Origin of the sequence: Aeromonas sp. S13(2024), from assembly GCF_041402405.1 — a bacterium.
Lineage (GTDB): Bacteria > Pseudomonadota > Gammaproteobacteria > Enterobacterales > Aeromonadaceae > Aeromonas > Aeromonas veronii.
The window spans coordinates 219930-245706 of the sequence record NZ_JBGLRA010000005.1 but is presented as its reverse complement, the minus strand read 5'-3'; the positions used below and the strand labels follow the sequence as shown (position 1 = coordinate 245706).

At 57.2% G+C, this 25777-nt stretch carries 24 protein-coding genes; 3 read left to right on the top strand and 21 right to left on the bottom strand.

Annotated features, from left to right (window positions below; genetic code table 11):
• Positions 1–65: 65 nt before the first annotated feature.
• From astA to tapM, 16 genes are all read right to left on the bottom strand, one after another.
• On the bottom strand, positions 66–1085 hold the full coding sequence (astA, locus tag ACB042_RS10190) for an arginine N-succinyltransferase (protein ID WP_005334994.1): 1020 nt from the start codon (positions 1083–1085) through the stop codon (positions 66–68).
• A 76-nt stretch (positions 1086–1161) separates the two neighbouring features.
• On the bottom strand, positions 1162–2379 hold the full coding sequence (locus ACB042_RS10185) for an aspartate aminotransferase family protein (protein ID WP_005334995.1): 1218 nt from the start codon (positions 2377–2379) through the stop codon (positions 1162–1164).
• A gap of 277 nt (positions 2380–2656) precedes the next feature.
• The gene (locus tag ACB042_RS10180) at positions 2657–3238 is read right to left on the bottom strand and encodes an aminodeoxychorismate synthase component II (protein ID WP_204482778.1); all 582 of its coding nucleotides are present in this window, start codon (positions 3236–3238) and stop codon (positions 2657–2659) included.
• A gap of 21 nt (positions 3239–3259) precedes the next feature.
• Positions 3260–3475, bottom strand: a complete 216-nt coding sequence (locus ACB042_RS10175) for a hypothetical protein (RefSeq protein ID WP_005334997.1) — start codon at positions 3473–3475, stop codon at positions 3260–3262.
• A 118-nt stretch (positions 3476–3593) separates the two neighbouring features.
• On the bottom strand, positions 3594–4598 hold the full coding sequence (gene trpS, locus ACB042_RS10170) for a tryptophan--tRNA ligase (protein ID WP_005334999.1): 1005 nt from the start codon (positions 4596–4598) through the stop codon (positions 3594–3596).
• A gap of 42 nt (positions 4599–4640) precedes the next feature.
• The gene (locus ACB042_RS10165) at positions 4641–5309 is read right to left on the bottom strand and encodes a phosphoglycolate phosphatase (protein ID WP_371178345.1); all 669 of its coding nucleotides are present in this window, start codon (positions 5307–5309) and stop codon (positions 4641–4643) included.
• On the bottom strand, positions 5296–5970 hold the full coding sequence (rpe, locus tag ACB042_RS10160) for a ribulose-phosphate 3-epimerase (RefSeq protein ID WP_005335006.1): 675 nt from the start codon (positions 5968–5970) through the stop codon (positions 5296–5298). Before rpe ends, ACB042_RS10165 begins: the two co-directional genes overlap by 14 nt.
• A 190-nt stretch (positions 5971–6160) precedes the next feature.
• Positions 6161–7033 (bottom strand): Dam family site-specific DNA-(adenine-N6)-methyltransferase, encoded by an 873-nt coding sequence (locus ACB042_RS10155; protein ID WP_005335008.1) that lies wholly within the window; start codon positions 7031–7033, stop codon positions 6161–6163.
• A 70-nt stretch (positions 7034–7103) separates the two neighbouring features.
• Positions 7104–8684, bottom strand: a complete 1581-nt coding sequence (locus ACB042_RS10150) for an SPOR domain-containing protein (RefSeq protein ID WP_371178344.1) — start codon at positions 8682–8684, stop codon at positions 7104–7106.
• Positions 8674–9756 carry a 3-dehydroquinate synthase gene (gene aroB, locus ACB042_RS10145; protein WP_371178343.1) on the bottom strand — a complete coding sequence of 361 codons (1083 nt, stop codon included), beginning with the start codon at positions 9754–9756 and terminating at the stop codon, positions 8674–8676. Before aroB ends, ACB042_RS10150 begins: the two co-directional genes overlap by 11 nt.
• Positions 9757–9770: 14 nt before the next feature.
• Complete coding sequence (gene aroK / locus ACB042_RS10140; protein WP_005335014.1) at positions 9771–10289, bottom strand: shikimate kinase AroK; 519 nt, start codon at positions 10287–10289, stop codon at positions 9771–9773.
• A 191-nt stretch (positions 10290–10480) separates the two neighbouring features.
• A complete protein-coding gene (gene pilQ, locus ACB042_RS10135; RefSeq protein WP_371178342.1) occupies positions 10481–12706 on the bottom strand; it encodes a type IV pilus secretin PilQ in 2226 nt (741 codons plus the stop codon).
• Positions 12707–12722: 16 nt separating this feature from the next.
• The gene (locus ACB042_RS10130) at positions 12723–13256 is read right to left on the bottom strand and encodes a pilus assembly protein PilP (RefSeq protein WP_158112940.1); all 534 of its coding nucleotides are present in this window, start codon (positions 13254–13256) and stop codon (positions 12723–12725) included.
• Positions 13253–13852 (bottom strand): PilO family type IV pilus biogenesis protein TapO, encoded by a 600-nt coding sequence (gene tapO / locus ACB042_RS10125; protein ID WP_005353996.1) that lies wholly within the window; start codon positions 13850–13852, stop codon positions 13253–13255. Before tapO ends, ACB042_RS10130 begins: the two co-directional genes overlap by 4 nt.
• The gene (gene tapN, locus ACB042_RS10120) at positions 13849–14427 is read right to left on the bottom strand and encodes a PilN family type IV pilus biogenesis protein TapN (protein ID WP_005353997.1); all 579 of its coding nucleotides are present in this window, start codon (positions 14425–14427) and stop codon (positions 13849–13851) included. Before tapN ends, tapO begins: the two co-directional genes overlap by 4 nt.
• Positions 14415–15476, bottom strand: coding sequence for a PilM family type IVa pilus assembly protein TapM (tapM, locus tag ACB042_RS10115; RefSeq protein ID WP_005335023.1), 1062 nt, complete (start codon positions 15474–15476; stop codon positions 14415–14417). The genes tapN and tapM overlap by 13 nt, the downstream gene beginning before the upstream one ends.
• Before the next feature lie 300 nt (positions 15477–15776).
• Between tapM and ACB042_RS10110 the strand changes: the two genes are divergently transcribed.
• Positions 15777–18248, top strand: a complete 2472-nt coding sequence (locus ACB042_RS10110) for a penicillin-binding protein 1A (RefSeq protein WP_371178341.1) — start codon at positions 15777–15779, stop codon at positions 18246–18248.
• Positions 18249–18300: 52 nt separating this feature from the next.
• Here ACB042_RS10110 and oxyR read toward each other — a convergent pair whose 3' ends face one another.
• From oxyR to ACB042_RS10090, 4 genes are all read right to left on the bottom strand, one after another.
• Complete coding sequence (gene oxyR / locus ACB042_RS10105) at positions 18301–19197, bottom strand: DNA-binding transcriptional regulator OxyR (protein WP_371178340.1); 897 nt, start codon at positions 19195–19197, stop codon at positions 18301–18303.
• Between the two features lie 156 nt (positions 19198–19353).
• Positions 19354–20991 carry a methyl-accepting chemotaxis protein gene (locus ACB042_RS10100; protein ID WP_371178339.1) on the bottom strand — a complete coding sequence of 546 codons (1638 nt, stop codon included), beginning with the start codon at positions 20989–20991 and terminating at the stop codon, positions 19354–19356.
• A gap of 176 nt (positions 20992–21167) precedes the next feature.
• Positions 21168–21812 carry a DsbA family protein gene (locus tag ACB042_RS10095; RefSeq protein WP_371178365.1) on the bottom strand — a complete coding sequence of 215 codons (645 nt, stop codon included), beginning with the start codon at positions 21810–21812 and terminating at the stop codon, positions 21168–21170.
• Between the two features lie 75 nt (positions 21813–21887).
• Positions 21888–22748, bottom strand: coding sequence for a Vmh family MBL fold metallo-hydrolase (locus ACB042_RS10090; protein WP_257124965.1), 861 nt, complete (start codon positions 22746–22748; stop codon positions 21888–21890).
• A 126-nt stretch (positions 22749–22874) separates the two neighbouring features.
• Here ACB042_RS10090 and ACB042_RS10085 point away from each other — a divergent pair, with 126 nt between their 5' ends.
• Positions 22875–23774: a LysR family transcriptional regulator gene (locus ACB042_RS10085; protein ID WP_371178338.1), complete on the top strand. Its 900-nt coding sequence runs from the start codon at positions 22875–22877 to the stop codon at positions 23772–23774.
• A gap of 66 nt (positions 23775–23840) precedes the next feature.
• Here the strand turns inward: ACB042_RS10085 and ACB042_RS10080 are convergent, their stop codons facing one another.
• On the bottom strand, positions 23841–24620 hold the full coding sequence (locus tag ACB042_RS10080; RefSeq protein WP_101529519.1) for a BPSS1780 family membrane protein: 780 nt from the start codon (positions 24618–24620) through the stop codon (positions 23841–23843).
• Positions 24621–24922: 302 nt separating this feature from the next.
• On the opposite strand from ACB042_RS10080, the gene ACB042_RS10075 reads away from it, so the two are divergent.
• On the top strand, positions 24923–25744 hold the full coding sequence (locus ACB042_RS10075; RefSeq protein ID WP_108541832.1) for a peptidoglycan DD-metalloendopeptidase family protein: 822 nt from the start codon (positions 24923–24925) through the stop codon (positions 25742–25744).
• Positions 25745–25777: the final 33 nt, after the last annotated feature.

Below are 25777 nucleotides of genomic sequence, written 5' to 3'. Positions count from 1 at the left end.
CTCCCTGTCGCTGGCAGGCAGCCTCGGCTGCCTGTCTGATAATCGGTTTGCTTGTCCTGTTTGCCTCAGTCGAGGTCAACCACCCGCACCATGTCGCCATCCTGCACCTTGAGTGCCGCCGCCATCTTGGGCGGAATGATTGCTTCGTGCTTGTCGAGATCGACCCGGATATTGCCGTAGCAGGCGCGGTAATGCTCGAAACGGCTGTTGCAGATAAGGTGGGTCTTGCCACCGATGGGCTCGCCCACCAGCACCCGCAGCTTCTTGCTGCGGCGCACGCTGCGGATATTCTTCACGTCGCACTCGACGGTGGGGCCCGCATCGAAAATATCGACGTAGCCACGGTTCACAAAGCCTTCGTCCTGCAGCATCTTGATGGCGGGACGGGTCTTCTCGTGGGTCTGGCCGATAACGGCCCGCGCCTCTTTGCTCAGCAAATTGACGTAGATGGGATACTTTGGCATCAACTCGGCGATAAAGCGCTTCTTGCCGATGCCGGTCAGATAGTCGACGGTGGGAAAATCCATCGAGAAGAAGTGGGTTTGCAGCCACTCGTAGAAGGGGCTGTGACCGTTGGCATCGGAGACGCCGCGCATCTCGGCGAAGACAGTCTCGTCAAACAGCTCGGGGTGCTCGGCCATAAACAGAAAGCGGTGCTTGGAGAGCAGGCGGCCGTTGAGCCCCTCGCGGGCACATTCGCGCAAGAACAGGGTGCAGAGCTCGGAGTTGCCGGTGTAGTCGTTGGAGAGGGTCAGGGTTTCAACGACGTTGTAGATGCCGAGCTTGGGAGAAGAGTGCACCACCTTGCCGATGTGGTAGTTGTAAAACGGCTGGGAGAGGCCAACCGCGGCATCAATGGCACAGGTGCCCACCATCTCGCCGGTCTCCAGATCCTCGGCCACGAAGAAGTAGAGGCAGTCCCCCTTGCCGGCGGGCTTGTCGGAAAAAGTCTGGGTAGAGGCGTCAATCTTGCGCTGCAGCAGCTCATCGTTGACGGGCAACGAGGTCATGCCGGTGCCGGACTCGATGGCGCAGGTCTTGAGCCCGGCAAAATCTTTTTGCTCGATGGGACGGATAACCAACATAAATGACAACTCCCTTTCATTGACGACAGGTGGGGTCCCGGCTCCTGCCGGGAGAACTCCCCACCTCAATTTGGAATCAGGCGTTAACCACCTGGGCAACCGCCTTCTCGAAGCGGGCCAACCCTTCCTTGATGTCCGCTTCCGGGATCACCAGTGAAGGGGCAAAACGAACCACGTTGGTACCAGCCACCAGTGCCATCAGCCCCTGATCGATGGAGGCCAGCAGGAAGTCGCGGGAACGCCCCTTGTAGGCATCGCTCAGGGCCGCGCCCAGCAGCAGACCCTTGCCGCGGATCTCGCTAAAGCAGTGGTATTTGGCGTTGATTGCCTCGAGCCCCTCGCGGAACAGCTGTTCGCGTTGCTTGATGCCAGCCAGCACCTCCGGAGTATTGATCACGTCGATCACCGCCTCGGCCACCGCACAGGCCAGCGGGTTGCCGCCGTAGGTAGAGCCGTGAGTGCCCACTTTCAGGTAAGAAGCGATTTCGTTGGTGGTCAGCATGGCGCCGATGGGGAAACCGCCCCCTAGAGCCTTGGCGCTGGTGAGGATGTCCGGCGTGACGCCCAGACCCATATAGGCATAGAGATCACCGGTCCGGCCGACGCCGGACTGCACTTCGTCATACACCAGCAGGGCATTGTGTTTGTCGCACAGCTCGCGCACCCCTTTGGCAAACTCGTCGGTAGGACGAATGATGCCCCCCTCCCCTTGCAGCGGCTCCATCACCACGGCGCAGGTGTTGTCGGAGATCACTTCGGCCAGCGCCGCCAGATCGTTGTAGGGAACATGGGTAATGTCACCGGGCTTGGGACCGAAGCCATCGGAGTAGGCTGCCTGGCCACCGACGCTGACGGTAAAGAAGGTACGACCGTGGAAGCCCTGATTGAAGGCGATGATCTGGGTCTTCTGCTCGCCAAACTTCTCGATGGCATAGCGGCGAGCCAGCTTGAGAGCCGCCTCGTTCGCTTCGGCGCCGGAGTTGCAGAAGTAGACCTTGTCGGCAAAGGTGGCGGCGACCAGCTTCTTGGCCAGACGCAGGGCTGGCTCGTTGGTCATAACGTTGGAGAGGTGCCACAGCTTCTCGCCCTGGGTTTTCAGGGCCTCGACCAGCTTGGGATGACAGTGACCCAGACCGTTGACGGCGATGCCACCGGCGAAGTCGACATACTCGCGCCCTTCCTGATCCCAGACACGTGACCCTTCACCACGCACCGGGATGATCTTGGCGGGCGCATAGTTGGGAACCATCACTTCATCAAACACTTCACGTGTCACTGCCAACAACTCTGACATATAGCTCTCCTTCGATTCGGCGACAGAATAATCCACCGCCCAAAAGTTAAATCCGTGTAAACGTGACGGGATTATCACAGAAATAAAGTAAAAAGTCTGTAACAAGACGGCCTATAAGGAACAATGTTCGATTGCTCTTGAGATTTTAGGCAACCGCATTGCATAACGACTCAGGGGGGCTTGGCAAGAGATAATTTGGGCAGGAGAGGGGGTGAATAAAGTGTCAGGAAAATTTTTTTTGCCTTCTCTCGAACTTGAGAAGGCGATCACAACTTTTTTATGAACGCGCCAGAAAGTTGGCCAGCAACTGATGGCCCTGCTCGCTCAAAATACTCTCCGGATGGAACTGAACACCCTCGACAGGGAGCGTCTTGTGGCGCAGCCCCATGATCTCGTCAAACGAGCCATCGGCATGCTCGCTCCAAGCGGTGATGTCGAAGCAGTCGGGCAGCGTGTCGCGCTCCACCACCAGCGAGTGGTAACGGGTCACCCGCAGCGGGTTGTTGAGCCCCTTGAACACCCCCTCATTGCGATGGCGGATGAGCGAGGTTTTGCCGTGCATTACCTGACGGGCACGTATTACGCGGGCGCCGAAGGCCTGCGCCAGCGACTGATGACCGAGACAGACGCCGAGAATGGGCAGCTTGCCAGCAAAGTGACTGATGGCATCGAGAGAGATCCCCGCCTCATTGGGCGTACAGGGACCGGGAGAGATCACCAGAAAACGGGGGGAGAGCTGCGCTATGGCATCAAGCGTCAGTTCATCATTGCGCTTGACCACAACCTCTTGCCCCAGGGCGCCGAAATATTGCACCAGGTTCCAGGTAAAAGAGTCGTAGTTATCGATCAACAACAGCATGAGATAACCAACAGCGGAGAATTAACGATCGAGATAACGACCCTGTTCCATTTCCCGTTCACGCTGACACTCGGCCAGATAGATGGCGGCAGCAACGGCAGGGGTTTTATGGTGCTTGTCGATGGCATTGGAGACCATCAACTGCAGGGTATTGAGGTTTTTCGCCTTGCGAAATTTACGTAGCCAGTGACCTTTGTCACTCAGCTCTTCAGCAGAAATAGTTGGTTGAACAGGCATGCTTTCTCTTGGGGATATTACCCAGGTTGAAATAAAGAAATTAAACAAAATAGCCGGGCAGAAAATAAAGAAAGCCAGGCAAATACCCAGCTCTCTTCTACTACACCTTCCCAGTATGTCAGGCTCGAGGAACGAAGCCGACTACATCATATACGCTGGTCAGGGTTTTTTCAGCTCTTTCGCGCGCCTTTTGTGCTCCTTCTGCCAGAATCGCGATCAGATGGGCCTCATCCTGACGCAACTCGTGGAAACGGGCCTGGATCGGTTCCAGCAGCGCCACCACGGCTTCGGCGGTTTCGGTCTTGAGGTGGCCGTACATCTTGCCTTCGAAGTGCTGCTCCAGCTCGGGGATGGACCGACCCGTCACCCCGGACATCAGGGTCAGCAGGTTGGAGACACCCGGTTTGTTTTCCGGGTCGAAACGCACCACCGCCGGCTCGTCGGAGTCGGTCACCGCACGCTTGATCTTCTTGACGATCTGCTTGGGATCTTCCAGCAGGCCGATGAAGTTGGCCTCGTTGTCATCCGACTTGGACATCTTCTTGGTCGGATCCTGCAAGCTCATCACCCGCGCCCCTTCGGTCGGAATGAAGGGCTCCGGCATGGTGAACACGTCACCATAGAGGTTGTTGAAACGGGTGCAGATGTCGCGGGTCAGCTCAAGATGCTGCTTCTGGTCGTTGCCGACTGGTACCTGATTGGCCTGATAGAGCAGAATATCTGCGGCCATCAGCACCGGATAACCGAACAGGCCGACGTTGACGTTGTTCTCGAAACGGGCGGACTTGTCCTTGAACTGGGTCATGCGCGACAGCTCACCCATCTGGGTGTAGCAGTTGAGGATCCAGCCCAGCTCGGCGTGCTGCGGCACGTGAGACTGGATGAAGACGGTGCTCTTCTTGGGATCGATACCGACCGCCAGATAGAGGGCGGCCGCATCCAGACAAGCCTTGCGCAGGGCAGCCGGGTCCTGACGAGTGGTGATGGCGTGCAGGTCGACGATGCAGTAGAGGCAGTCGAACTCATCCTGCATGTTGACCCACTGACGCAGGGCCCCCATGTAGTTGCCGATGGTCAGTTGACCGGAGGGTTGCGCTCCGCTCAATACGATTGGTTTAGTCATGAGAGTGTTAATCCTTGTTATTCAGCCAGCCCAGCTGCGTTATTAGACCAAAAGTGCATCGAGCTGGGCAAACTGCTCGAATACCCAGTCTGGATGGGAGTCGGCGATGGGACGGCCATAGTTGTAGCCGTATGTAAGACCCACCACCTTCATGCCAGCCGCCTTGGCCGCCAGCACATCATTTTCGGAGTCGCCCACCATCAGAGTGCGAGCCGGGCTCACCCCCAACTCCTGGCAAGCGTGCAGCAAGGGCTCCGGGCTCGGCTTCTTGACCGGCACACAGTTGCCGCCAAGCCAGAGTTCGAAACAATCGCTGATGCCAAGGGCATCGAGGATAGGGGCCACGAAATCGCTCGGCTTGTTGGTGACGATCGCCTGCTTATAACCCAGGGTTTGCAAACGGCGCAAACTCCGGGCAACCCCATCATACATAGCCAGCCCCTGCAGCAAACAGGCGTTGTAGTGCTGGAAAAAGATCGGACGGGCCTTGGCAAACAGCTCGGGGTCGGCCTCGCGATAGGCGATCGCCCGCTGGATCAGCTTGTCGGCGCCGTTGCCAACCCAGGTACGGATCACCGCTTCATCAGCTTGTTCCAAACCCAGATCAGCCAGAGTCAGATTGACCGCCAGCGCCAACTGGGCGGCGCTGTCGATCAGGGTGCCGTCCAGATCGAACAGCACCAAATCAAATGCGCGCTCAGCGTGTGACATGAGCCAGCTCCGCACGCATCTTGTCGATCACCGCCTTGTAGTCAGGCTGGCTGAAAATGGCCGAGCCGGCGACAAACATGTCGGCGCCCGCTTCGGCGATCTCGCGAATGTTGTCGACCTTCACCCCGCCATCGATCTCGAGACGGATATCGCGGCCGCTCTCGTCGATCAGACGACGCACCTGACGCAGCTTGTCGAGGGTGCCGGGGATGAAGCTCTGGCCACCGAAGCCCGGGTTGACCGACATCAGCAGGATCACGTCCAGCTTGTCCATCACATACTCGAGGCAGGAGAGCGAGGTAGCAGGATTGAGCACCAGACCCGCCTGGCAGCCCATCTCCTTGATGAGGCCCAAAGAGCGATCAACGTGATCGGACGCTTCCGGATGGAAGGTAATGAGGGAAGCACCGGCCTTGGCAAAATCAGGAATGATGCGATCCACCGGCTTGACCATCAGGTGCACGTCGATGGGGGCCTCGATACCGTAGTCACGCAGCGCCTGACAGACCATGGGGCCAATGGTCAGGTTGGGGACATAGTGGTTGTCCATCACGTCGAAGTGAACCACGTCGGCACCGGCAGCCAGTACCTTGGCTACATCGTCACCCAGACGGGCAAAATCGGCAGAGAGGATCGAGGGGGCAATCAGAAAGTCTTTCATCAGCATCATCCATTGGCAGCCAGGGAGAAAAAGCGGCGCAATTTTAACGTAAAAGGCGGGCGAAAACGACTCGAATGCGGGGTAAATGGGGCAATCACCTACCCTCCCCCAGCAACCCGGGTTATAGGACATCGGCACGGGCGCGGACTCGCCCATAAAAAACGGCGCCCCTGGGGCGCCGCATGGTCTGTTACGTCAGTGGCAGCAGTTCACTGTCGCTGGGATAGTAGCCCTGCTCCGGTTCGATTCCGGGCGGATAGAGCGCCAACAATTCGGCCACCTTGTTGCGGGTGCCGCCGTTGCGACTGATGGTGCGCTTGACCAGGATTTCGTCGAGGCGGGCACCGCGATAAAGCTCACGAGTCAGCTCGATATCGTGGTTGCTGATCAGCACCGGCACCCCTTTGTGAGCGGCTGTGTGGCGGGCCAGTCGCGCCAGGATCGCCTGATCATCCAGGGTAAACCCGCCGGAGGCATAGGTGGTGAAGCTCGCCGTAGTGGAGAGCGGCGCATAGGGTGGATCACAATAGATAACCCAATCCTCTTCGGCTCGCTTGATGGCATCGGCGTAGCTCTCGCAGATAAAGGTCGCCTTCTGCGCCTTTTCGGCAAAGGCCCACAGCTCTTTTTCCGGGAAATAGGGTTTCTTGTAGGAACCGAACGGCACGTTGAAGCCGCCCTTCTTGTTGTAGCGGCACAATCCATTGAAACCGTGACGGTTGAGAAACAGGAACAAGAGTGCCCGCTCGAAGGTGGTCTCGGTCTGATTGAACTGGGTACGCAGCCGGTAATAGGCCGCCTTGTGGTTGTGCTCTGCCACAAACAGCTTGCGCGCCTCGGCAATGAAACTGTCCGGCGTCAGCTTGAGGTGGTTGTACAGGCAGATCAGATCCGGATTGATGTCGTTGAGCACATACGCGTCGTAGTCGGTGTTGAGAAACACTGACCCGGCCCCGACGAAGGGCTCCAGCAACACACGCCCGGCCGGCAGGCGCTCGGCAATCTCTTCAACCAGGGAGTATTTTCCCCCGGCCCATTTTAAAAAAGCGCGTGTTTTTTTCATGGAAATCCGGTGTGTAAGAAGGCAAGACCCAAAAAGGGGGACGATTCTACCCCCTTATCCGGTATCAAGGCTATTGCTTCAGCTCTTTTTGTACCTGTGCAAACGACTTGGGCCAGGGCTGTCCTTTCAGCAAGGCTGGCGGAAGCTTGCGAATGGCACTCTTGGCCTGGGTCAGACCGGCATAATCCCCTTGCAGCACAACGTACCAAGGGCTGCCACGGAATTTGGTCTGATAGACCCAGACCTTGCCCGCCAGACCATGCTCGGCGACAAATTGATCCACCGCCTTGGTGTTGCTCGCCCCCATCAACTGAACGCTGTAGTGGTTGCGCGGCTTCTTGTTCAAGGTGGCGACCGGTGTCAGGGCCACTTTGGGTGCTGGCGCGGCAACCGGCTCGTTGCTGGCGGTTTTGGTGGTAGCAGCAGGCGTTGCGGTTGTCGCCGGATTCAGTGCTTTGGAGGTACTGGCTGGCGCCGTGGTTGCGATTGCACCACTGGGGGCTGTGCCACTCGGGTTCTTGCCGGTCAGCTCGTCCACCACGTCAGTAGGCAGTGCGCCGCTCACCTTGGGTTCGGTCATCAGCTTTTGCACGACCTCGTCAGAGATCACCACCCGACGCCCTTCGTAATTGGTTGATTCGGTGGTCACAGTTTCGCTCTCCACCGATTTGGGCAGCACTTTCGCCTCCGGCTGCCAATCTTTCACCACCCCGTTGGGATTACTGGCTGCAGCGCTGTTTTGCGCGCCTTGTGCAGCGGAATCGGTATTCGAACCGCCAGCGGTGAGGGGATCGCCTCCCGCTACCGGGATCGGCAATGCCGTATTTTGCGCCGGATCCTGCAGTGCCGGTTTGCTTTCATTGTCAAACAGCGCAGGCAGCAGGTAGCTCAGCGCCAGCAGGCCGCCAGCGACCAGCGCGATAGCGGTGGCAATCTTCTTGACAGGCAACTCCGCCTGACGCTTCTTGGGCCTTCTGTCGGTCATGATATCCTCCAGTAACTGCATGATGGTGGACGGATGTCCGTTCGCCGTTTTCAGGATCTCCTCCACTTGCGGCTTGGGCAAGAGGGTCGCCGGGATCTTGAGCTCTTTGGCTTTCTCATACAAGAAGATGCGCTGCTCGGGCGGGCTCAGTGGCGGCACTTCCAGCTCAAGGGCTGGCATGGCACGCCCTTTGAGCTGCGGTCGTTGCGTACGACACCAGACGTCACTGCCCGAGACAATAATGGCCAGCTGATGGGGCGTCGCCAGGGTATCGTTATGACGGATGATCGCCCACAACTCTCCCAGCAGTTCGGCTGGCAACTGGTCGGCCCGCTCTATCAACAGCAGCAGGGTGGCAGGCTTGCTCCCCTCCAGCATGCGAAAGAAGCTCTCCGCCAGCGCATCCTGTGGATTGAACAGCGGGCGCGCCACTACCTGTGGCAATAACAGCTGACGCACATCCACCATCTTCATGGCAGGCGTGCCGATCAGGCTCACCACCCGCACTTTTTCCGGCAACACGCCGAGCAGGGATTCGCACAGCGTACCGCGACCACAACCGGGTTTACCGGAGAGAAAAATGAAAGGGTGATTGAATTCAATCAGATGCAGCAGCCGGTCAACCAGCTGCCGCTGGGAAGGAAGTTTTAGCAGTTTATTCGTCACGACCAGACTCGATCACCGCCAGCAACTCGGCATCGGACACATCCCCCACCACCTGCGCATGGCCGATACCAACCGGCAACACCAGACGCAGCTTGCCTTCCAGCACCTTCTTGTCACGGCGCATATGGCGAATAAAGGCGGCGAAATCCATCTCGGCAGGCGCATGAATGGGCAGATTGGCGGCCAGCAGCAGGGCGCGCACTCGCGCAACGTCCGCTTCGCTCATATCGCCACGGGCCTGCGCAGTCCAGGCAGCCAGCATGGTGCCAGCGGACACTGCTTCACCATGCAGCCAGTTGCCATAACCCTGCTCGGCCTCGATAGCATGACCAAAGGTGTGACCCAGATTGAGCAACGCACGGACGCCGTGCTCGGTCTCATCCTGACCGACCACATCGGCTTTGATCTCGCAGCAGCGTTTGATGGCGTAGGCCAGCGCGGCAGATTCCAGCTGTTGCAGACGCACCATGTTCTGCTCCAGCCAGCTGAAGAAATCAGCATCCCAAATGATGCCGTACTTGATCACCTCGGCCATCCCTGCGGCAAATTCGCGGGCTGGCAAGGTACTCAGACATTCGGTATCGATAACAACTTGTTTGGGCTGATAAAAAGCCCCAATCATGTTCTTGCCGAGGGGGTGGTTGACAGCGGTTTTACCGCCGACAGAGGAGTCAACCTGGGAGAGCAGAGTGGTCGGGATCTGGATAAAAGGAATGCCACGTTGATAGCTTGCTGCCGCAAAGCCCACCACATCCCCGATCACGCCGCCCCCCAGAGCGATCAGTGTCGTATCGCGCCCATGGTTGGTTTCAAGCAGAGCAGACATGATCTGCTCAAAGGTCGCCAGGTTCTTGTACGCCTCGCCGTCAGGCAGGATCAGGTGTTCAACCTGAAAACCCGACAGCAGAGCGGTTACCCGTTCAAGATAAAGCGGAGCAACAACCGTGTTGGTCACTATCATCACCCGCTTGCCCTTGATGGTCGATACCAGCGCCTCGGGGCGCTGCAACAACCCGGCAGCTATCTCGATGGGATAGCTGCGTTCACCCAGTTCGACCTTCAACCGTTCCATGGACGTCCTCTAGATTACATACCGATCAGCTTTACAATTTGATTGGCAACGATTTTTGCGCTCTGGTCATCGGTGTGCACAACAAAGTCGGCAACCTCTTCATACAGGGCATTGCGCTCTTGTGCCAGACGTTCCAGCACTTCGCGTGCTGGTTCTTCGGTCTGTAGCAGAGGGCGGCGTTTGTCTCGCTGTGTGCGCGCCAGCTGCTTTTCGATAGTGGTTTCGAGGTAGACCACGATGCCGCGAGCAGACAACTTGTTGCGGGTTTCGCGACTCTTGATGGCACCGCCACCCGTCGCCAGCACGATACCCTGCTGCTCTGACAATTCGCCGATCACCTTCTCTTCGCGAATCCGGAAACCTTCTTCGCCTTCAACATCGAACACCCAGCCGATATCAGCACCACTGCGGCGCTCAATCTCATGATCTGAGTCGAAAAACTCCATATGCAGTTGTTCTGCCAGATGTCTACCTATGGTGCTCTTGCCCGCACCCATGGGACCTATCAGGAAAATATTGCGTTTCTCAGCCATGTCTTTTCGTTAGTAATTACAAACTGTACGACCCCGATGAATACTGGATCGGGGTACCTATGAACCTTATCTTGCGATGGATCAGGAGGGGGATTATCTCAATAGATATCGGGACTGGCAACCGCAGCCCTTACGCCCCAGCCTCATTGGGGCGTAAGGTTATATGTGTTTTACCCTCACATGTAAAGCATTCAGAAGGCGTCGGTGACTATCTTGGGCGTCACGAAAATCAGCAACTCCCGCTTTTTGTTCTCGCTGGTGGTCTTGCGGAACAAGGCCCCCAACCCGGGAATATCACCCAGCAGCGGCACCTTGGTCACATCGCTCTTGATGGTCTGCTGATAAATGCCGCCCAACACCAGGGTCTCGCCATTGTTCACCAGCACCTGAGTGGTGATGGACTGGGCGTTGATGGAAACCGCATCACCGGTACCGGTCGGTACCGTTTCACCCTTGGTATCCTGGGTCACGGTCAGGTCGAGAATCACCCGATTGTCAGGGGTGATCTGCGGGGTAACCTTCAGGCTCAATACCGCCTTCTTGAAGGTAACCGAGGTAGCGCCACTGGAAGAGGACTCCACATAGGGGATCTCGGTACCCTGCTCGATCAATGCCGGTTTCTGGTTCGCCGTGGTCACCCGCGGACTGGCGATAATCTCGGCCTTGCTCTCTTTTTCCAGCGCCGACAACTCGAGATCCAGCAAGGTGCCATCAGCCAAACGGGCAACCTGGAAGGCCAAAGTACCGGCCGCATTGGTCACCGGCAGATTGACGTTCAACCGATCGTCTGCTGTCGGTCTGGTAATTGTCGAGCCACCATTGTTGTTACCAGAGCCATCATTCCCCTCGATGGAGCCGGACGTACTGTTGCCATGACCATCGTTTTTGGTCACCCCCCAACGCACCCCGAGCGCTTCATCAAAGCCGTCATCAATGGTCACCATCCGCGCCTCGATAACCACCTGCTTGACCGGAATATCGAGAATATCGAGCATCCGTTTGATGCTGCTGATGACATCGGCGGTATCCTTGACCACCAGCACGTTGGTCCGTTCATCCACACTCACCGCACCACGGGGTGACAGCAACTTGGTACTTTCGGAAGAGAGCAGGGCAGCCACTTCCGAGGCCTTGGCATAGTTTATCTGCAGATATTCGGTATAGAGCGGAGCCAAATCGGCAACCTGATTTCGGCTCTCCAGCTGTTGCTTCTCGCGTGTTGCGATCTCTTCTGCAGGCGCTACCAGCAAGATGTTGTTATCCAACCGCTTATCCAGACCCCGCACCTTCAAAATAATGTCGAGCGCCTGCTCCCACGGCACCCCATCCAGACGCAGGGTAATATTGCCTGATACCGAATCTGTGGTTACCAAGTTAAGGTTGTTGAAATCGGCAATAAGCTGCAATACGGTACGGACTGGAATATCCTGAAAGTTCAATGAGATGGGCTTTCCCTGATACTGCTTGGATGCGGTGGCCGTCGTCCGCTTTTTCACCTCGATAATGAAGAGCTTGTCTGCCTGATCGTAACGGTAATCAAACTGACCATTGATCGACAATTCAAACAGGGTATCGCTGCCCTGCCGGGATACTTCAACCTGAGAGACCGGCGTTGCAAAATCCTGCACGTTGATCAGATTAAGCAAGCCATCTGGTACACGAGTGCCATGAAACTTGGCCAGTACGGTCTGGCCGCGGCTGCTCACATCAACAGCGGCCGAGCTGTTATCCAGCGTGACCAGAAACTCTCCCTGGCCATCTTTGCCACGACGAAAATCCACACCGGTAACTGAGTTGAAATAGGCGCCGCCCCCACTGCTCTGATAGTTGTTGAGCACCGGCTTGCTGGCAGGATGTGTGGCTACCGGCGTTGTCACGGGCGCAACAGGCATAGACCGGGCAACGACCTGAGGATTGAGCAGCGCCGAAGGAGAGGGTGTGGCCACCATCGCAGAGGGCGCTGGCACAGGAGTAGCCGAGGGTGCGGGCGCAATCAGGGCGCTCTCACCATTGATGAGCCCGGAAGAGGCCCCCTCGCCCAATGACACCAGTAATTTGTTCCCCTGTTGCTGCACCTGATAGGGAGCAAGCTGATCGAGTGCGATCTTGATATCCAGACCTGCGCCCTTACCCTCAACCTTGATATTATCTACCCCCAGGCGCTGGATCGGCAGCGGGTTCACTTTAAGTGCCCCTACCGCACCGGGAACGTGCAACAACAGCTGATTGGGCTGATAAGAGAGACGATCGGTAAAGCCAGTGACCGGCTCACTGAAACTGAGCTCCACCAGCAATTGATCAGCAAGCAGCGGATTGACCTTGATCTCCTGCAGGGTTGCCACTGCCCACGCCTGACTGAGGGCGCTGGCGCAAAACAGCAAAGCTACTTTGGATACACTCTCTATTGTTGTTCTCATTGCTGTTCGTCCCTGATTATTGTTTTTCTTGCATATTGGCCATTGCCAACTGGGTTTCTCTTGTTACCCAGCACCCCTTCCCGTCCGGAATGGTTTCCAGCAAATCCACGGCAGTGTCAGTGATCTTGATGACCCGGCCCTGATCAAGCCCCATATACTGGTTGAGCCCGACCCGCATCGATTTGCCATCCGGGGTGCTGATCAAGGCCCACAACTGACCCGCCTTACCCAAAGAACCATGCATCGACAGACTGGCCAGCGAATAATTTTCCAGCACCTCTTTCTCACGATCCATCAGGGTCTGAGCACAATCCGGCTGGGCCTTGGCAGTGCTTGTACTTCCGACCGTCGCCTCAGGTTGGGGAACCATGAAGGGGCTGCGCAACTCGCGTTGCTGGTAGTGCATAGGGGCAAAAGGCTTCAGTTCGGGCAAGGGCTCGATAGGTATGGGTGGCCTTGCTTTGGTCTGGGCGACATAGCTATCCATGTCCTCCTGGCCACCACAGGCCGCCAGCAAGAGAGCAGGCAACAACCAGCAGATGCGTCTCATTGTTTCGGCTCCACTGTTTTACCGTTGTACTTGTAGGTCTTGGCCAACATCGACATCGAAATCAGCTCCCCTTCATCCTTGCTCTGACCCAGAGTGAAGGAGTCAAGAATGACGATACGGGGCAAAGCGGCCATGTCAGCGGTGAACTTGCCAATTTGATGGTAAGTGCCCACGACTTCGATACGCATCGGTAGCTCTGTCGAAAACTCGTGCTTGACCTCAGGTTCCCAGTTGATCCGGTTCAATTTCAAGCCGTTGTCGGTAGCAATAAAGCTGATATCGTCCAGCAGCCCGGCGACCTCATGGGTATTGGGCAACTGCTTGAGCTGGGTATCGACCAGTTGCTCAAGCTGAACCATTTGCGCCTTGTATGCCCCCAGGTTGGCAGCCAGCATCGCCTTGCTTTCAAACTGGGCTTTCAGTTCGGTCTCCTTCCCCGCTTCCTGAGTCAAACTGGTCAGTGAGTTGGCAATCACGTAGTAGTAGATGGCGCCACCGGTCAACACGCAGCAGAAAAAGATGAAGACCCCTTTTGCCCATTTTGGCCAGCTTGCTATGTCATTGATATCCAGCTCGTTGAGTTGCTGAAGATTCATTGTTGCTCCTTGGCCACATTCCCTGCAGCCGCAGCATTGTTGGCGATCAGGAACATCATGGAAAACTGGCTCAATGACACTGGCGCAACATCAGCCGCAAAAATAGTGCTTATCTTTGCCTGACCCAACCAACCGGAACCATCAATCCGCCGCATCATGCTGGCCACTCGACCATAGGCTTCGGTCTTGCCATTTACATCAATAATATTGTTCTGCATCGAGAGGGTGTTCAGGTAAACCCCGTTGGGTACCAATGAAGGCAGCTGATTGAAGAGGCGGACGGGCACATTGCGTCGCATCTGCAACTGCTCGATGAGCTGCATCCGATCGATCAGTTCCTTGCGACGCTCTTTGAGCAGACGGATCTCCCCCAGTTGGGCATCCAGAATAGTCATCTCCTGAACCAGCCTCTGGTTGCGCTGCTGCTGGGCGACGATCTGGCGATCAACCAGCCAGTTGGCAAAAAATCCCAGCGCGACCGTGGCCAGCACAAAAATCCCAAGCAAAGCCCCAAACTGTTTCTTTTGGCGCTGGGCACGGGCTTCACGCCAGGGCAGAAGGTTTATATTTGACATGGTGTGAAACTCCTCAGAGCCAACCCGAATGCCGTCATATATTTAGCACCATGTACCAGCTCGGCCTCCCCTTTCGGCTTGCCAAACAGGGCGAACAGATCCGGGTGCAACACCTCGCAATTGACCTCTTCTTTTACCTGTACCAACAAACCGGGTAGCAGACTGCCTCCCCCCGTCAGCACCAGTTTTGCGATGTCGCGATAACCGGATGAACTGCAAAACAGCTGGATATTGCGCCGCACTTGCTGCAACAGCGAGTTGATGTGGGGCATCAGCACATCCAGCTCATGGTCAACAGGCAAGGTACCTTTGGTTTTAGCCTGCTCAGCCTCATCCAGCGTCATGCCATAAAAGGAGGAGAGCGCCTGGCTGTACTGATCGCCGCCGAAGTTTTGCAAGCGGGAGTAGATCACCTCTCCCTTGACCAGCGCCGCAAAGGTCATGGCACTGGCACCGATATCTATCACCCCGATCGGCCGTTCACTCTCCTGCAATTCGGGCAGACAGGCCACCACGGCACGGCCCAGCGCATGGGCGCCCACATCCACCACCTTGACAGCAATACCAGCTTCGGCAAGGGCGCTGACCCGGCCGTTGACACTCTCGGTGCGGGCTGCGCTCAGCAGCACATCTTGACGATCTTCGCTATTGTTGGTGCTCAGTACCTCAAAATCGAGACTCACTTCATCGAGGGGGAAGGGAATGATCTGCTCGGCCTCCAGTTGCACCTGATTCTCCAGCTCCTTGTCGCTGAGGCGGGCATCAATCTGGATCACCTTGGTTATCACGTTGGAGCCGGTCACCGCAGTGGCGGCATAGTCGCTGTGAGTTGGGATCAGGCGCTTGAGAGTCTTGAGAGATTGGCTGACGCGCTCGATATCCTGCAATTGATAGTCAACCAGCGTCCCTTTCGGGGTGGCAATATCGGCGACCGATTCGAGATGAAGCTTGCCGGGTCGGCCACTGAGGGTAACGGCCTTGATGGTCTGGCTGCCGAAATCAATGCCCACCAGAGGGAGGAGGGATCCCTTGTTAAAAAGCCCAAACATATACACATCCATGCGTTATTTGGTTTTATTCCTGAACAGAGTGTAGGACACCCGATCAGAGGAGTGCTTCACTCATCCTAAATGCTCTAACTATCAATGTCATAAAGTTTATGTCGAAAAGTGACCCATCTCGCTTTCTTCATGGCAAGTGGCCCTCCTTGGTTATTGCTCCCCGTAGTGCTAACCTCTCGCATCCTTTTGAGGTGGGTGGCTCGCCACAGGAAAACCTCGAATTCCCGATGGCAAAAGGGCTATACTCTGCGCCCGTTGGCTAATTTTAAGACGATTGGTAGTTCTTCCATGCTGAAATGGCTCGTTCGCCTGTTTATTGTCATGATGCTGGGTGCAGTGCTGGGTGTCGCCAGCCTCATCGGTATCTACTTCTATATCAAACCCCAACTGCCCGATGTCACCGCACTACGTGACGTCAAGCTGGCAACCCCGATGCGGGTTTACAGCCGGGATGGAGAATTGATCGCCCAATATGGCGAAATTCGTCGCATTCCGCTGCGTCTGGACGAAATTCCGCAACCCATGATCGATGCCGTACTGGCGACCGAAGATGCACGTTTCTATGAGCACCCGGGCATTGACCCGATTGGTATCATTCGAGCTGCATCCGTCTGGGCTGTTTCCGGCCATGCCCGTCAGGGGGCCAGTACCATCACCCAGCAGGTTGCTCGCAACTTTTTCCTGAGCAATGAGAAGACCATCATCCGCAAGATCAAGGAGGTCTTCCTGGCCTGGCGGATCGAACAGAATCTCTCAAAAGACGAGATCCTCGAACTCTACCTCAACAAGATCCCCCTCGGTTATCGCTCCTTCGGGATCGGTGCTGCGGCACAGGTTTACTTTGGTAAAGAGGTCAAGGATCTGGGACTTGATGAGATCGCCATCATTGCCGGTCTGCCGAAAGCCCCCTCCATGCTCAACCCCATCCGCTCCCCCGAGCGGGCCTTTGCGCGCCGCAACGTGGTGCTGGGCCGGATGCTGGAAACTGGCAAGATCACCCAGGCCCAGTTTGACGAAGCGTCCAAAATGCCGATCAAGGCCCGTTTTCACGGCGCCGAAGTGACCCTGCACGCCCCCTATCTCGGTGAAATGGTGCGCCAGAAGATGGTCGAGCAGTTCGGTGAAGATGCCTACACCATGGGCCTGCACGTCTACACTACCGTCTCTGCCGAACGTCAGCGGGCAGCAAGACAGGCACTGCTGGATGGCGTTTTTGCCTATGACATGCGCCATGGCTATCGTGGCCCGACGACTCAGTTGTGGAAGGCAGGCGAGACAGCCTGGGATTACGAGCAGATCGTCGCTCACCTTGGCAAGCAGCCCACTTATGATCCGCTGATGGCGGCGGTCGTGACCAAGCTCGGTGATCGCAGCGCCACGCTGGTACTGAAGAATGGCAAGGAAGCAGAGCTCGGCTGGAATGGCATCAAATGGGCTCGCTCCTTTATTACCGACGACCGTCAGAGCTATGCCCCTAAATCGGCGCGCGATGTGCTGAAAGTCGGCGCCCAGATCTGGGTGCGGGAAGAAGGCGAAGAGTTGCTGCTGGCCCAAATCCCGGACGTCAACGCCGCGCTGGTTGCCATGAACCCGAAAAATGGCGCGCTGGAAGCGCTGGTCGGTGGTTTCAGCTTCGAACTATCCAAATTCAACCGGGTCGATCAGGCGCGTCGCCAGATCGGTTCCAATATCAAGCCTTTCCTCTATGCGACCGCGCTGGAGCATGGCTATACCCTGGCGTCGCTCATCAACGATGCGCCGATCAACCAGTGGGATCCGTCAAAAGGGCCCATGTGGCAGCCCAAGAACTCCCCGGCCGTTTATGATGGCCCCACCCCGCTGCGTCTGGGTCTGGCCAAGTCCAAGAACGTGATGTCGGTTCGACTGATGCGCGCCATCGGTCTGGATACCTATATCGACGGTCTGACCCGCTTTGGCTTCCCCCGCGACTTCATCTCTCCCCATGAGTCGCTGGCGCTGGGCGCTGCCGAATTCACCCCCCTCGAGGTAGTGCGTGGTTACTCGGTTCTGGCCAACGGTGGCTTCCTGGTGACCCCATACTTCATCGACAAAGTGACCGACAGTCTGGAGAACACCCTCTATCAGGCCAACCCTGCTATTGCTTGCACCACCTGCGAACAGCAGGCCGCACCCGAGCAGAGCACACTGCCGCAGACAACTGTTGATGGAGCCTCACAAGATGGCACACAGACCCCTCTCGCGCCAACCATCGCACCTCATACCATCAGTGCCCAGAGCGCATTCCTGATCACCGACACCCTGAGCACAGCCATCTGGGGTGGCAACGGCTGGCGTGGTACCGGCTGGCGTGCAGCCCGCGACCTGAAACGTCACGACATCTCCGGTAAAACCGGTACCACCAACGAATCGCGGGATGCCTGGTTCTCCGGCTACACCCCGGACATCGTTGCTACTTCCTGGATCGGTTTTGACAACCACCAGCGTGGCCTTGGCCGTGCCGAGTTTGGCGGTGGCGCCGCGCAGCCTATCTGGATCGACTTCATGAAAGTCGCCCTCAAAAAGCTGCCGGAGCACAAAATGCCGGTTCCCGAAGGGATCATGACAGTGAAGATTGATAGCGAAACCGGCCTGCTGGCAACCAGTGGCGGCATCGACGAATACTTCAAGGAAGGGACCGAGCCGACCCGCTATGCAGCACCGAGCTCGGATGGCAATCAGGTCTACGGTGGTGACAACCCCGATGTGGAAGGGCCTGTCTCAACCGACGATATCTTCTAAGCTGCTCTCGCGGCAGAAGCAAAACCGGCAGCCTTGGCTGCCGGTTTTTTTATTAGGCCAACTGCTTGGTCATCAGCGTGGCGATCGAGGCGGCCAGCTCGTTGAAACAGGGGCGACGCACCGAGTAGTGGCGATAGAGCAGCGAGATGGTACGCCCCGGCACAGGGTCAACCACAGGTCGATAGCTCACCCCTCCCTCATCATGATCGGCAGGTACGGCCAACTTTGGCACCAGAGTCATGCCGCTACCGGCGGCCACCATGTTGCGCAGGGTCTCGAGACTGGTGCCCTTGAAGCGTTGATCCTCACCTATCCCGCCGGCGAAACAGAATCCCATCGCCTGATCCCGCAAACAGTGGCCATCGGCCAACATCAGTAATTTCTTGCCCTTGAGATTGCCAAGGGGCACCTGCCTTGCCTGTGCTTCGGGGTGATGGCAAGGCACAGCCAACCACATCGGCTCATGATAGAGCTGGATTGAACCAAACCCCTCCATCCCCGGCATCTCGGCCAGAATGACGCAATCCAGCTCCCCCTCTTCCAACCGCTTGAGCAGGGTTTGGGTCTGCTCCTCATAGAGGTAGAACTCCAGCTGGGGAAAACGCTCACGCAGGGTCTGGATAATGCGGGGCAACAGGTAGGGGCCTACGGTCGGAATAAAACCGATATGGATCTCCCCTGACATCGGCTCGGAGAAGTGCTGACCGATGCTCTTGAGCTCGCGCACCTCCTTGAGCACCCGACGAGCCTGATGGGCCATGGCATCACCAGCCGGAGTAAACAGCACCTTGCGCGAGGTACGCTCGATCAGAATGACCCCGAGTTCATCCTCCAGCTTGCGCAGCTGGCCGCTCAGGGTGGGTTGACTGACAAAGCAGCGTTCAGCGGCTTTGCGAAAATGTTTTTCCTCATCCAGCGCCACCAGATATTCGAGATCGCGAAGATTCATACAGCAAGAGTCCTGCCTGGAAAATGGGCCATCAGCATGCACAATATCGTCCGGCGGGACAAGTCATCAGCTCGCGGTGAACCTCTCTGGCTGCCCCTCCAAAACAGCAAAGCCCGATCACCTTGTGGTAATCGGGCTGTTTGACTCACCGAGGGATTACACCCTGAAACGGCGCACCATATCTTGCAACTGGGTAGCCAGATGGTTCAGCTCGTTACACGCCTGAGCCATCTGGGTGGCACCGGCGGCCACCTCTTCGGAAGCATGACTGATATTGACCACGTTACGGTTGAGCTCCTCGCTCACCGCCCCCTGCTCTTCGGTGGCTGTCGCAATCTGGATATTCATGTGGGAGATGCTGCTGACCGAGCCACTGATCTGGGAGATGGACTCGCCCGCTTCCCGCGCGGTAGCAACCGTGGTGTTCATCAGCTCCTGACTCTGTTGCATGGTACTGCCCGCCTGTTCGGCACGCTGCTGCAACTCGGCAATGATGGTATTGATCTGAGAGGTGGAGTCCTGAGTGCGCTTGGCCAGAGTACGCACCTCATCCGCCACCACCGCAAACCCCCGTCCCTGCTCACCGGCACGGGCCGCTTCAATGGCGGCGTTCAATGCCAGCAGGTTGGTCTGTTCGGCAATACCGCGGATCACCTCCAGCACCATACCGATATTGCGGCTGTCATCGCCCAGTTGGCGGATCACCACCGCCGTGCTCTCGATGGCACCGGCTACCCGTTCAATACGTTGAATGGAGTCATTCACCGTTTGCGCACCAAGTTCAGCCGTTTCACTGGCCGAGGTGGCGGCACTGGCCGCATCGCTGGTGTTGCGCGAAACCTCCTGCACCGTAGCCTGCATCTCGTTCATCGCCGTTGCCAGCTGATTCAGCTCATGTTGCTGGGAGTTCATATTGTCTGCCGACTGCCTTGCTACGGCACTGATCTCTTCTACCGCAGAGCTCATCTGTACAACAGAACCGGATACCTCCCCAACCAGTTTGCGCAAGTTTTCTTGCATCTGCGCAAAGCCTTTCGCCAGTTGTCCTAATTCATCATGATTAAACGCATTCAACTCCACACGATGAGTCAAATCACCAGCCGCGACGCTACCAACAAGTTCCAGCAAGCGATTAACGGGTCGTTTGATTTGCTGACTCAAATACCATGCAATCAACACCACGAAAATGAGAGTCGCTGCGCCAGTCAAGATACTGAGGAATTTGGAGCTGGTGTATGCCTCTTCACCTTGGGCATCCATCTCCTTGCCAATACGCTCATTTATCTCACGCAAATCCATCGTTAATTTTGTTGCCTGCTCCAGCGTGGTTCTGAGATTCCCTTGCAAAATCTCTCTTGTCTTGTCACTACTCTGTTTCACCGCCTGATATAGCGGGTCATGCGCTGTAAAAAAGGCATTTCCGGCAGTCTTCAACGCGTTAAAGGTTTGCTCTTCATCAGCAGCATTAAAAGCCAATCCGCCGTAATTAGCCGCAGCCTGCTCAAAACGTGCCTTTGAATCCATCACACCTTGTTGGGTTCGTTCAATATCCGCACTGTCGTTGTAGCCCATCGCGATCACCATAGATAATTGGAAACGCCGAGCATCAAGCAGTGCGATATGCATCTGACTTGCATAGCGAACAGAAGGGATAAGGTTCTCTGCCAATACAGTGTTTTGTTGATTGAGATACGACAGTCGTGAGACGCCATACCCGGCAAGCAGGCATACGCAAAGTGCCAGCACCGCAAAGCCAGTACTCAACTTCTGGCCTATGGACATATTCTGGAGCATAGATTCATCCTTAACTGCGTGTCATCGTTTAATGTCGGTTTTGATAGGAGCTATGTGTTCATGTTTTTGTAATTGAGCATAGCCGTAGAGCTGTGCTTTTGTAGTTTGCATAAGCACCATATATCGCTATCGACACGCAGAGAGGGCCACTTTAACTACCGCAGACTATTAACTGTTTACTCTATTGCCCGCAACAGTCGTGGGATCAGCAACTCCGGCTCCCCCAGATACTGGTTGACCTCTATCCTTTCGAGTTTTCCCCCTCGCTCTATACCCAAAGTAGGATAACCCTGACCGCCCAGCCGTTTCATCCAGCCCTGGCTATCTGCCAGATGTTGCAGCAAGGGGGCCTGCAGATAGGATTGCTGGAATGCCTCGGCTGCAATTCCCTGCTCTGCTGCCAGCGTGGCGAGAAATGCCGGCTCACCAATCCAGATCCCGTCCCGATAGTGGGATTGCTGGATCCGGTGCAACATGACCAGCCCATCGCCCCCCAATGTCGTGACGGCCAAAACCGCACGGATCGGCGGCTCGGAGTCCAGCAGACAGCCTTCCCGCAGCAGCAGTTCGTTAAAGTAGCGTTCGCCAAAATGCTGGCCGGTCAGCGCTTCGATCCGCTGATCATGGGGGCGCACATAATCACGCAATGCCTCGCCCATCGGCTGACGGCGACTACCCATCCAGAGACCGCCCGCATGCAGCTCGATCTTGAGTCCGGCAATGGTGGCTGCCGCCTGCAACAGGGGGGCGGCACCGTAGCACCAGCCACAGAGCGGGTCATAGACATAATGGAGGGTGGTTTGTTGTTCGCTCATCTTTATTCTCGCTTCGATCTCGGATAAAAAACCGGGCCCTTAGGCCCGGTAAAAAAACACAGGGAAAGCAGGCTCAGTGGCTTACCACTTCATCTCGCCGGTATTGACCTTGGCACCGATGGCCAGACCATCGTCAACCGGCAGTGCCGGATAGGCCTTCTTCAGAGCCTCAATCAGCTCACCAGAGTTTTTCGCCTTGGCCAGCTCCTGTTCGAAACGCTGTACATAGTCACGGGTAAAGCTCACAGCAGCAGTGCCCTTGGGAGCCGTGCCCAGGAAGTGGCCCGGCACCACGCGCTCGGGTTTCAGAGCCAGCAGGTTATCCAGCGCCTTGACCCAGTTGCTGCGAGCCGCCTTGGTCTGGCTGTCCGCCATCCAGACATGCACCCCGTGGTAGACCGGCACACCACCAAAAGCAGTCTTGATGGAAGGGGCCCAGAGGTAGGCATTCGGGGTATTCATCTCTTTGATTTCAATCTTCTCGCCATCCAGCGTCAGGTGGCTGGCGGTCATCACTTGCGGCACGGTCAAGCTCTTCGGTGCGCCCTTGCCGAGGATCGGGCTCCAGTAGCTCAGCTTGGCATCCTTGGTCTGGTTGATATGGTCAACCACATGCTGGTCGGCCAGCACTTTGACATCCGGGAACGCCGCCATGACCGGCTCCAGACCGAAGTAGAAGTCGGGGTCACCGGCACTGATATAGACAGTGGTCAGCTTCTTGCCACTCTTCTTGATCATGTCGACCAGCGCCTGACCATTTTGCACATCGAATTGGGCATCGATCAGGATGGCCTCTTTGTCACCGGTCACCAGTGAGGAGGAGACCGGGAAGATCGCCTTCTCGCCAGGGTTGTAGACGGTCACGCTCAGGGGGGCGGCCAGTGCGGCGCCACTCAGCAGGGTGGTCGCCAGAGTCAGGTTGCGGATCAGGGTGTTGTTCATCATCTATTCCTCATTAAGTATTCGGGGGTTCATTTGATGGACACAGTGTATTGGATCACTTAAGGTGCAAATACAGCATAAAAAGCGCATCACTGTTGCACACATCGAACATATAGAGAGCCAGACATGGATCGACTGACCGCCTTGCGGGTCTTTGTCAGCGTAGTCGAACAAGGGAGCCTGAGCGGCGCCGGAGAGAAACTGGATATGTCGCGCGCCATGGTGTCGCGCTATCTGGCCGAGCTGGAGAGCTGGATGGGTGCCCGCCTGCTGCACCGCACCACCCGTCGTCTGAGCCTGACAGGGCCAGGAGAGGAGGCGCTGAACCGAGCCCGCGCCATGCTGGCACTCGGCGAAGAGATGGAGCAGATCGCCGTGAAGGGGGATGACGCCCCCAAGGGACAACTGCGGATCACCAGCAGCTACTCCCTGTCAGAAGCGCTGCTGGTCGGGGCTGCCAACGACTATCTGGCGCAATACCCGGGGACGGCCATCGACATTCTGCTGCTCGACAGAACCGTCAATCTGGTAGAGGAGCGGATCGATCTGGCGGTGCGCATCACCAACGACCTCGACCCCAATCTGGTGGCGCGCCGTCTCGGCACCTGCCACTCGGTAGTCTGTGCCAGCCCGGCCTATCTGGCCCGTCATCCGATGCCACACAAGGTGCAGGATTTGGCGCTGCACAACTGCCTCACCTACACCTACTTTGGCAAGAGCCTGTGGGAGTTCAATGGACCGGACGGTCCCCAGTCAGTGCCGGTCAGTGGTAACCTGAGCGCCAATATCTCCAACCTGCTGCTGGAAGCAACGCTGGAAGGCGCAGGGATCAGCCTGCAACCCCGCTACTCGGCACAACCCTATCTGGAGCGCGGGGAACTGGTGCCCCTACTGACCGACTGGCAGCCCAAGCGGCTCGGGGTCTACGGGGTATATGCCACCCGCAAGCAGATGTCGCCACTGCTGCGCAGCTTCCTCGATTTTCTGCTGGCCCGCATGGCGGCGGATCCCATCTGGCAGGAGTGAGCACACCTCAAACCCGATCATGGAGAAGGGGCCGCTGCGGGCCCCTTCTTCACTCTGATCCCTTGATCAGGCTTCAAATCCGAATGGTTCTGAGTGCGGCGCTTCCGGCTGCGCACTCTCGTCCAGGAAAATATCCCGATAAGCCACATAGATGGAGTAGTTGAGCGCCGGGATCACCACCAGCAGACCTACCAGCAACAGCACAGCGCCAAACAGCAATAACATGGCTGAGAGCAGCCCCCACCAGAAGAAGGGAAAAATATTGCGCCAGCAGCCGAAGAAGCTCAGCCGTACCGCCTGGATGATGCCGATATCGTGGTGGTAGATCAGCGCCGGAGCAAAGGTGACCCCCATCAGCACGGGAATGATAAGCAGCATCCCCACCAGCAATACCAGCAGCAGTTGTTGCAACTGGCTGGCTGAGACCACCATGCTCTCGGGATCCTGTGTCAGCAGCGGGAGTAGCCCCCACATGGAGAGCAGACCGAGACAGACGAGGCCCACCAGGCTGAACAGCAGCAACACCAGCAGACCGCCTAGCATCAGCGGGGTCAGCTTGTGGCGAAAACCGGCGAAGAGATCGGCAAACTGCAGCGGCTCCCCCCGATAACCCCGAGCGGCGACCGCCACCCAACCCGCGCCCCACACCATGTAGAGCAGCTGGGAGATAAGGCCACCCGCCGGCAGTTGCTCCAGCAGCATGCCTACCATAAACCAGACCAGCACCATGGCTACGCTGATCCCCATCCCCTTGTTGAAGATATCGAACCCGCTGCGAACCCAGAGCCAGCCACGACCTGTCGTGTACCGGGCCGGTGTGGTGCGCAAAGGGGGTAATCCGTTCATATCGTCTCCTCGGAGTGTCGGTGGCATCAGTGCCGGAAGCCGATTCTAGAGCCAGGGCGGGGGCGACTCAATGGCGAAGCGGCCCGACCACGACATAAAACCTGACGCAGCTATGCACAAAAGGGGCGTCAGCCACGCCCCGCCTCTGGCTGCCCCGACCATAACGAGGCACAATCTGCCCCCTTCCCCAGCCGCGCCTGTCGTGGCCTACGTGTCGTGATCACACTTTAGTGATCGACGAATACCGGACAGGGGGTTGTCATCCCGCCATCCCGGGCGCTTTAACATCGAGTGGTATCGTCATGAGAGTTGTTTGTTGTCTGTTGTTGTTACTGGCCAGCCAGTCAGCCCTGGCCGAGGGTTTTATCAGTCGCCTGCTCAACCATCCGGTGCCGGGTGGCGTTGCAGTGATCCCTCTTGGCGCGTCACCCACTGCCCCCACGGCCCGCTATCACGACAAACCCGTGCTGGTGGTGCGCGAAGACAACCAGTGGATCGCCATCGTCGGCATCTCTCTGAAAAGCATGCCCGGCGCCCAACAACTGAGCACAGGTGATGGCCGTACTCTCGGCTTCACCGTGACCCCCAAGCACTACCGCGAGCAGCACATCAAGCTCAAGAACAGCCGTCAGGTCAATCCGCTCGCCGAGGATATGACACGTATCAACCGCGAGCTGGCGGAGCAGACCCGGGCTTACCAGACCTTCAGCCCCAACCAGCCGAGCAACCTGATGTTCGACAAGCCGGTCAACGGCCCCCTATCCAGCCCGTTTGGCCTGCGTCGTTTCTTCAATGGCGAGGAGCGCAATCCCCACTCCGGCCTCGACTTCGCAGTGGGCGCCGGCACCCCGATCAAGTCCCCCGCCGCCGGCAAGGTGATCCTGATCGGCAACTACTTCTTCAATGGCAATACCGTCTTTGTCGACCACGGTCAGGGGCTCATCAGCATGTTCTGCCACATGTCAAAGATCGATGTGAAGCTCGGTCAGAGCCTGCCGCGTGGCGGCATCGTCGGACGAGTCGGTTCGACCGGCCGCGCTACCGGCCCCCATATGCACTGGAACGTCAGCCTCAACGACACCCGGGTCGATCCCGCTATCTTTATCGGCGCCTTCAAGCCCTGAATCGGCAGAGCCCGTTAACAAAACATCCTCTAA

Excerpts from the sequence above, each read along its gene's own strand:
- ACB042_RS10155 (WP_005335008.1), bottom strand. The coding sequence starts at position 7,033 with ATGAAAAAAACACGCGCTTTTTTAAAATGGGCCGGGGGAAAATACTCC.
- ACB042_RS10085 (WP_371178338.1), top strand. The coding sequence starts at position 22,875 with ATGGATCGACTGACCGCCTTGCGGGTCTTTGTCAGCGTAGTCGAACAA.
- tapO (WP_005353996.1), bottom strand. The coding sequence starts at position 13,852 with ATGAATCTTCAGCAACTCAACGAGCTGGATATCAATGACATAGCAAGC.
- ACB042_RS10180 (WP_204482778.1), bottom strand. The coding sequence starts at position 3,238 with ATGCTGTTGTTGATCGATAACTACGACTCTTTTACCTGGAACCTGGTG.
- ACB042_RS10130 (WP_158112940.1), bottom strand. The coding sequence starts at position 13,256 with ATGAGACGCATCTGCTGGTTGTTGCCTGCTCTCTTGCTGGCGGCCTGT.
- ACB042_RS10100 (WP_371178339.1), bottom strand. The coding sequence starts at position 20,991 with ATGCTCCAGAATATGTCCATAGGCCAGAAGTTGAGTACTGGCTTTGCG.
- aroB (WP_371178343.1), bottom strand. The coding sequence starts at position 9,756 with ATGGAACGGTTGAAGGTCGAACTGGGTGAACGCAGCTATCCCATCGAG.
- pilQ (WP_371178342.1), bottom strand. The coding sequence starts at position 12,706 with ATGAGAACAACAATAGAGAGTGTATCCAAAGTAGCTTTGCTGTTTTGC.
- oxyR (WP_371178340.1), bottom strand. The coding sequence starts at position 19,197 with ATGAATCTTCGCGATCTCGAATATCTGGTGGCGCTGGATGAGGAAAAA.
- trpS (WP_005334999.1), bottom strand. The coding sequence starts at position 4,598 with ATGACTAAACCAATCGTATTGAGCGGAGCGCAACCCTCCGGTCAACTG.
- tapN (WP_005353997.1), bottom strand. The coding sequence starts at position 14,427 with ATGTCAAATATAAACCTTCTGCCCTGGCGTGAAGCCCGTGCCCAGCGC.
- ACB042_RS10110 (WP_371178341.1), top strand. The coding sequence starts at position 15,777 with ATGCTGAAATGGCTCGTTCGCCTGTTTATTGTCATGATGCTGGGTGCA.
- tapM (WP_005335023.1), bottom strand. The coding sequence starts at position 15,476 with ATGTTTGGGCTTTTTAACAAGGGATCCCTCCTCCCTCTGGTGGGCATT.
- astA (WP_005334994.1), bottom strand. The coding sequence starts at position 1,085 with ATGTTGGTTATCCGTCCCATCGAGCAAAAAGATTTTGCCGGGCTCAAG.
- ACB042_RS10175 (WP_005334997.1), bottom strand. The coding sequence starts at position 3,475 with ATGCCTGTTCAACCAACTATTTCTGCTGAAGAGCTGAGTGACAAAGGT.
- rpe (WP_005335006.1), bottom strand. The coding sequence starts at position 5,970 with ATGAAAGACTTTCTGATTGCCCCCTCGATCCTCTCTGCCGATTTTGCC.
- aroK (WP_005335014.1), bottom strand. The coding sequence starts at position 10,289 with ATGGCTGAGAAACGCAATATTTTCCTGATAGGTCCCATGGGTGCGGGC.
- ACB042_RS10165 (WP_371178345.1), bottom strand. The coding sequence starts at position 5,309 with ATGTCACACGCTGAGCGCGCATTTGATTTGGTGCTGTTCGATCTGGAC.
- ACB042_RS10080 (WP_101529519.1), bottom strand. The coding sequence starts at position 24,620 with ATGAACGGATTACCCCCTTTGCGCACCACACCGGCCCGGTACACGACA.
- ACB042_RS10075 (WP_108541832.1), top strand. The coding sequence starts at position 24,923 with ATGAGAGTTGTTTGTTGTCTGTTGTTGTTACTGGCCAGCCAGTCAGCC.
- ACB042_RS10090 (WP_257124965.1), bottom strand. The coding sequence starts at position 22,748 with ATGAACAACACCCTGATCCGCAACCTGACTCTGGCGACCACCCTGCTG.
- ACB042_RS10185 (WP_005334995.1), bottom strand. The coding sequence starts at position 2,379 with ATGTCAGAGTTGTTGGCAGTGACACGTGAAGTGTTTGATGAAGTGATG.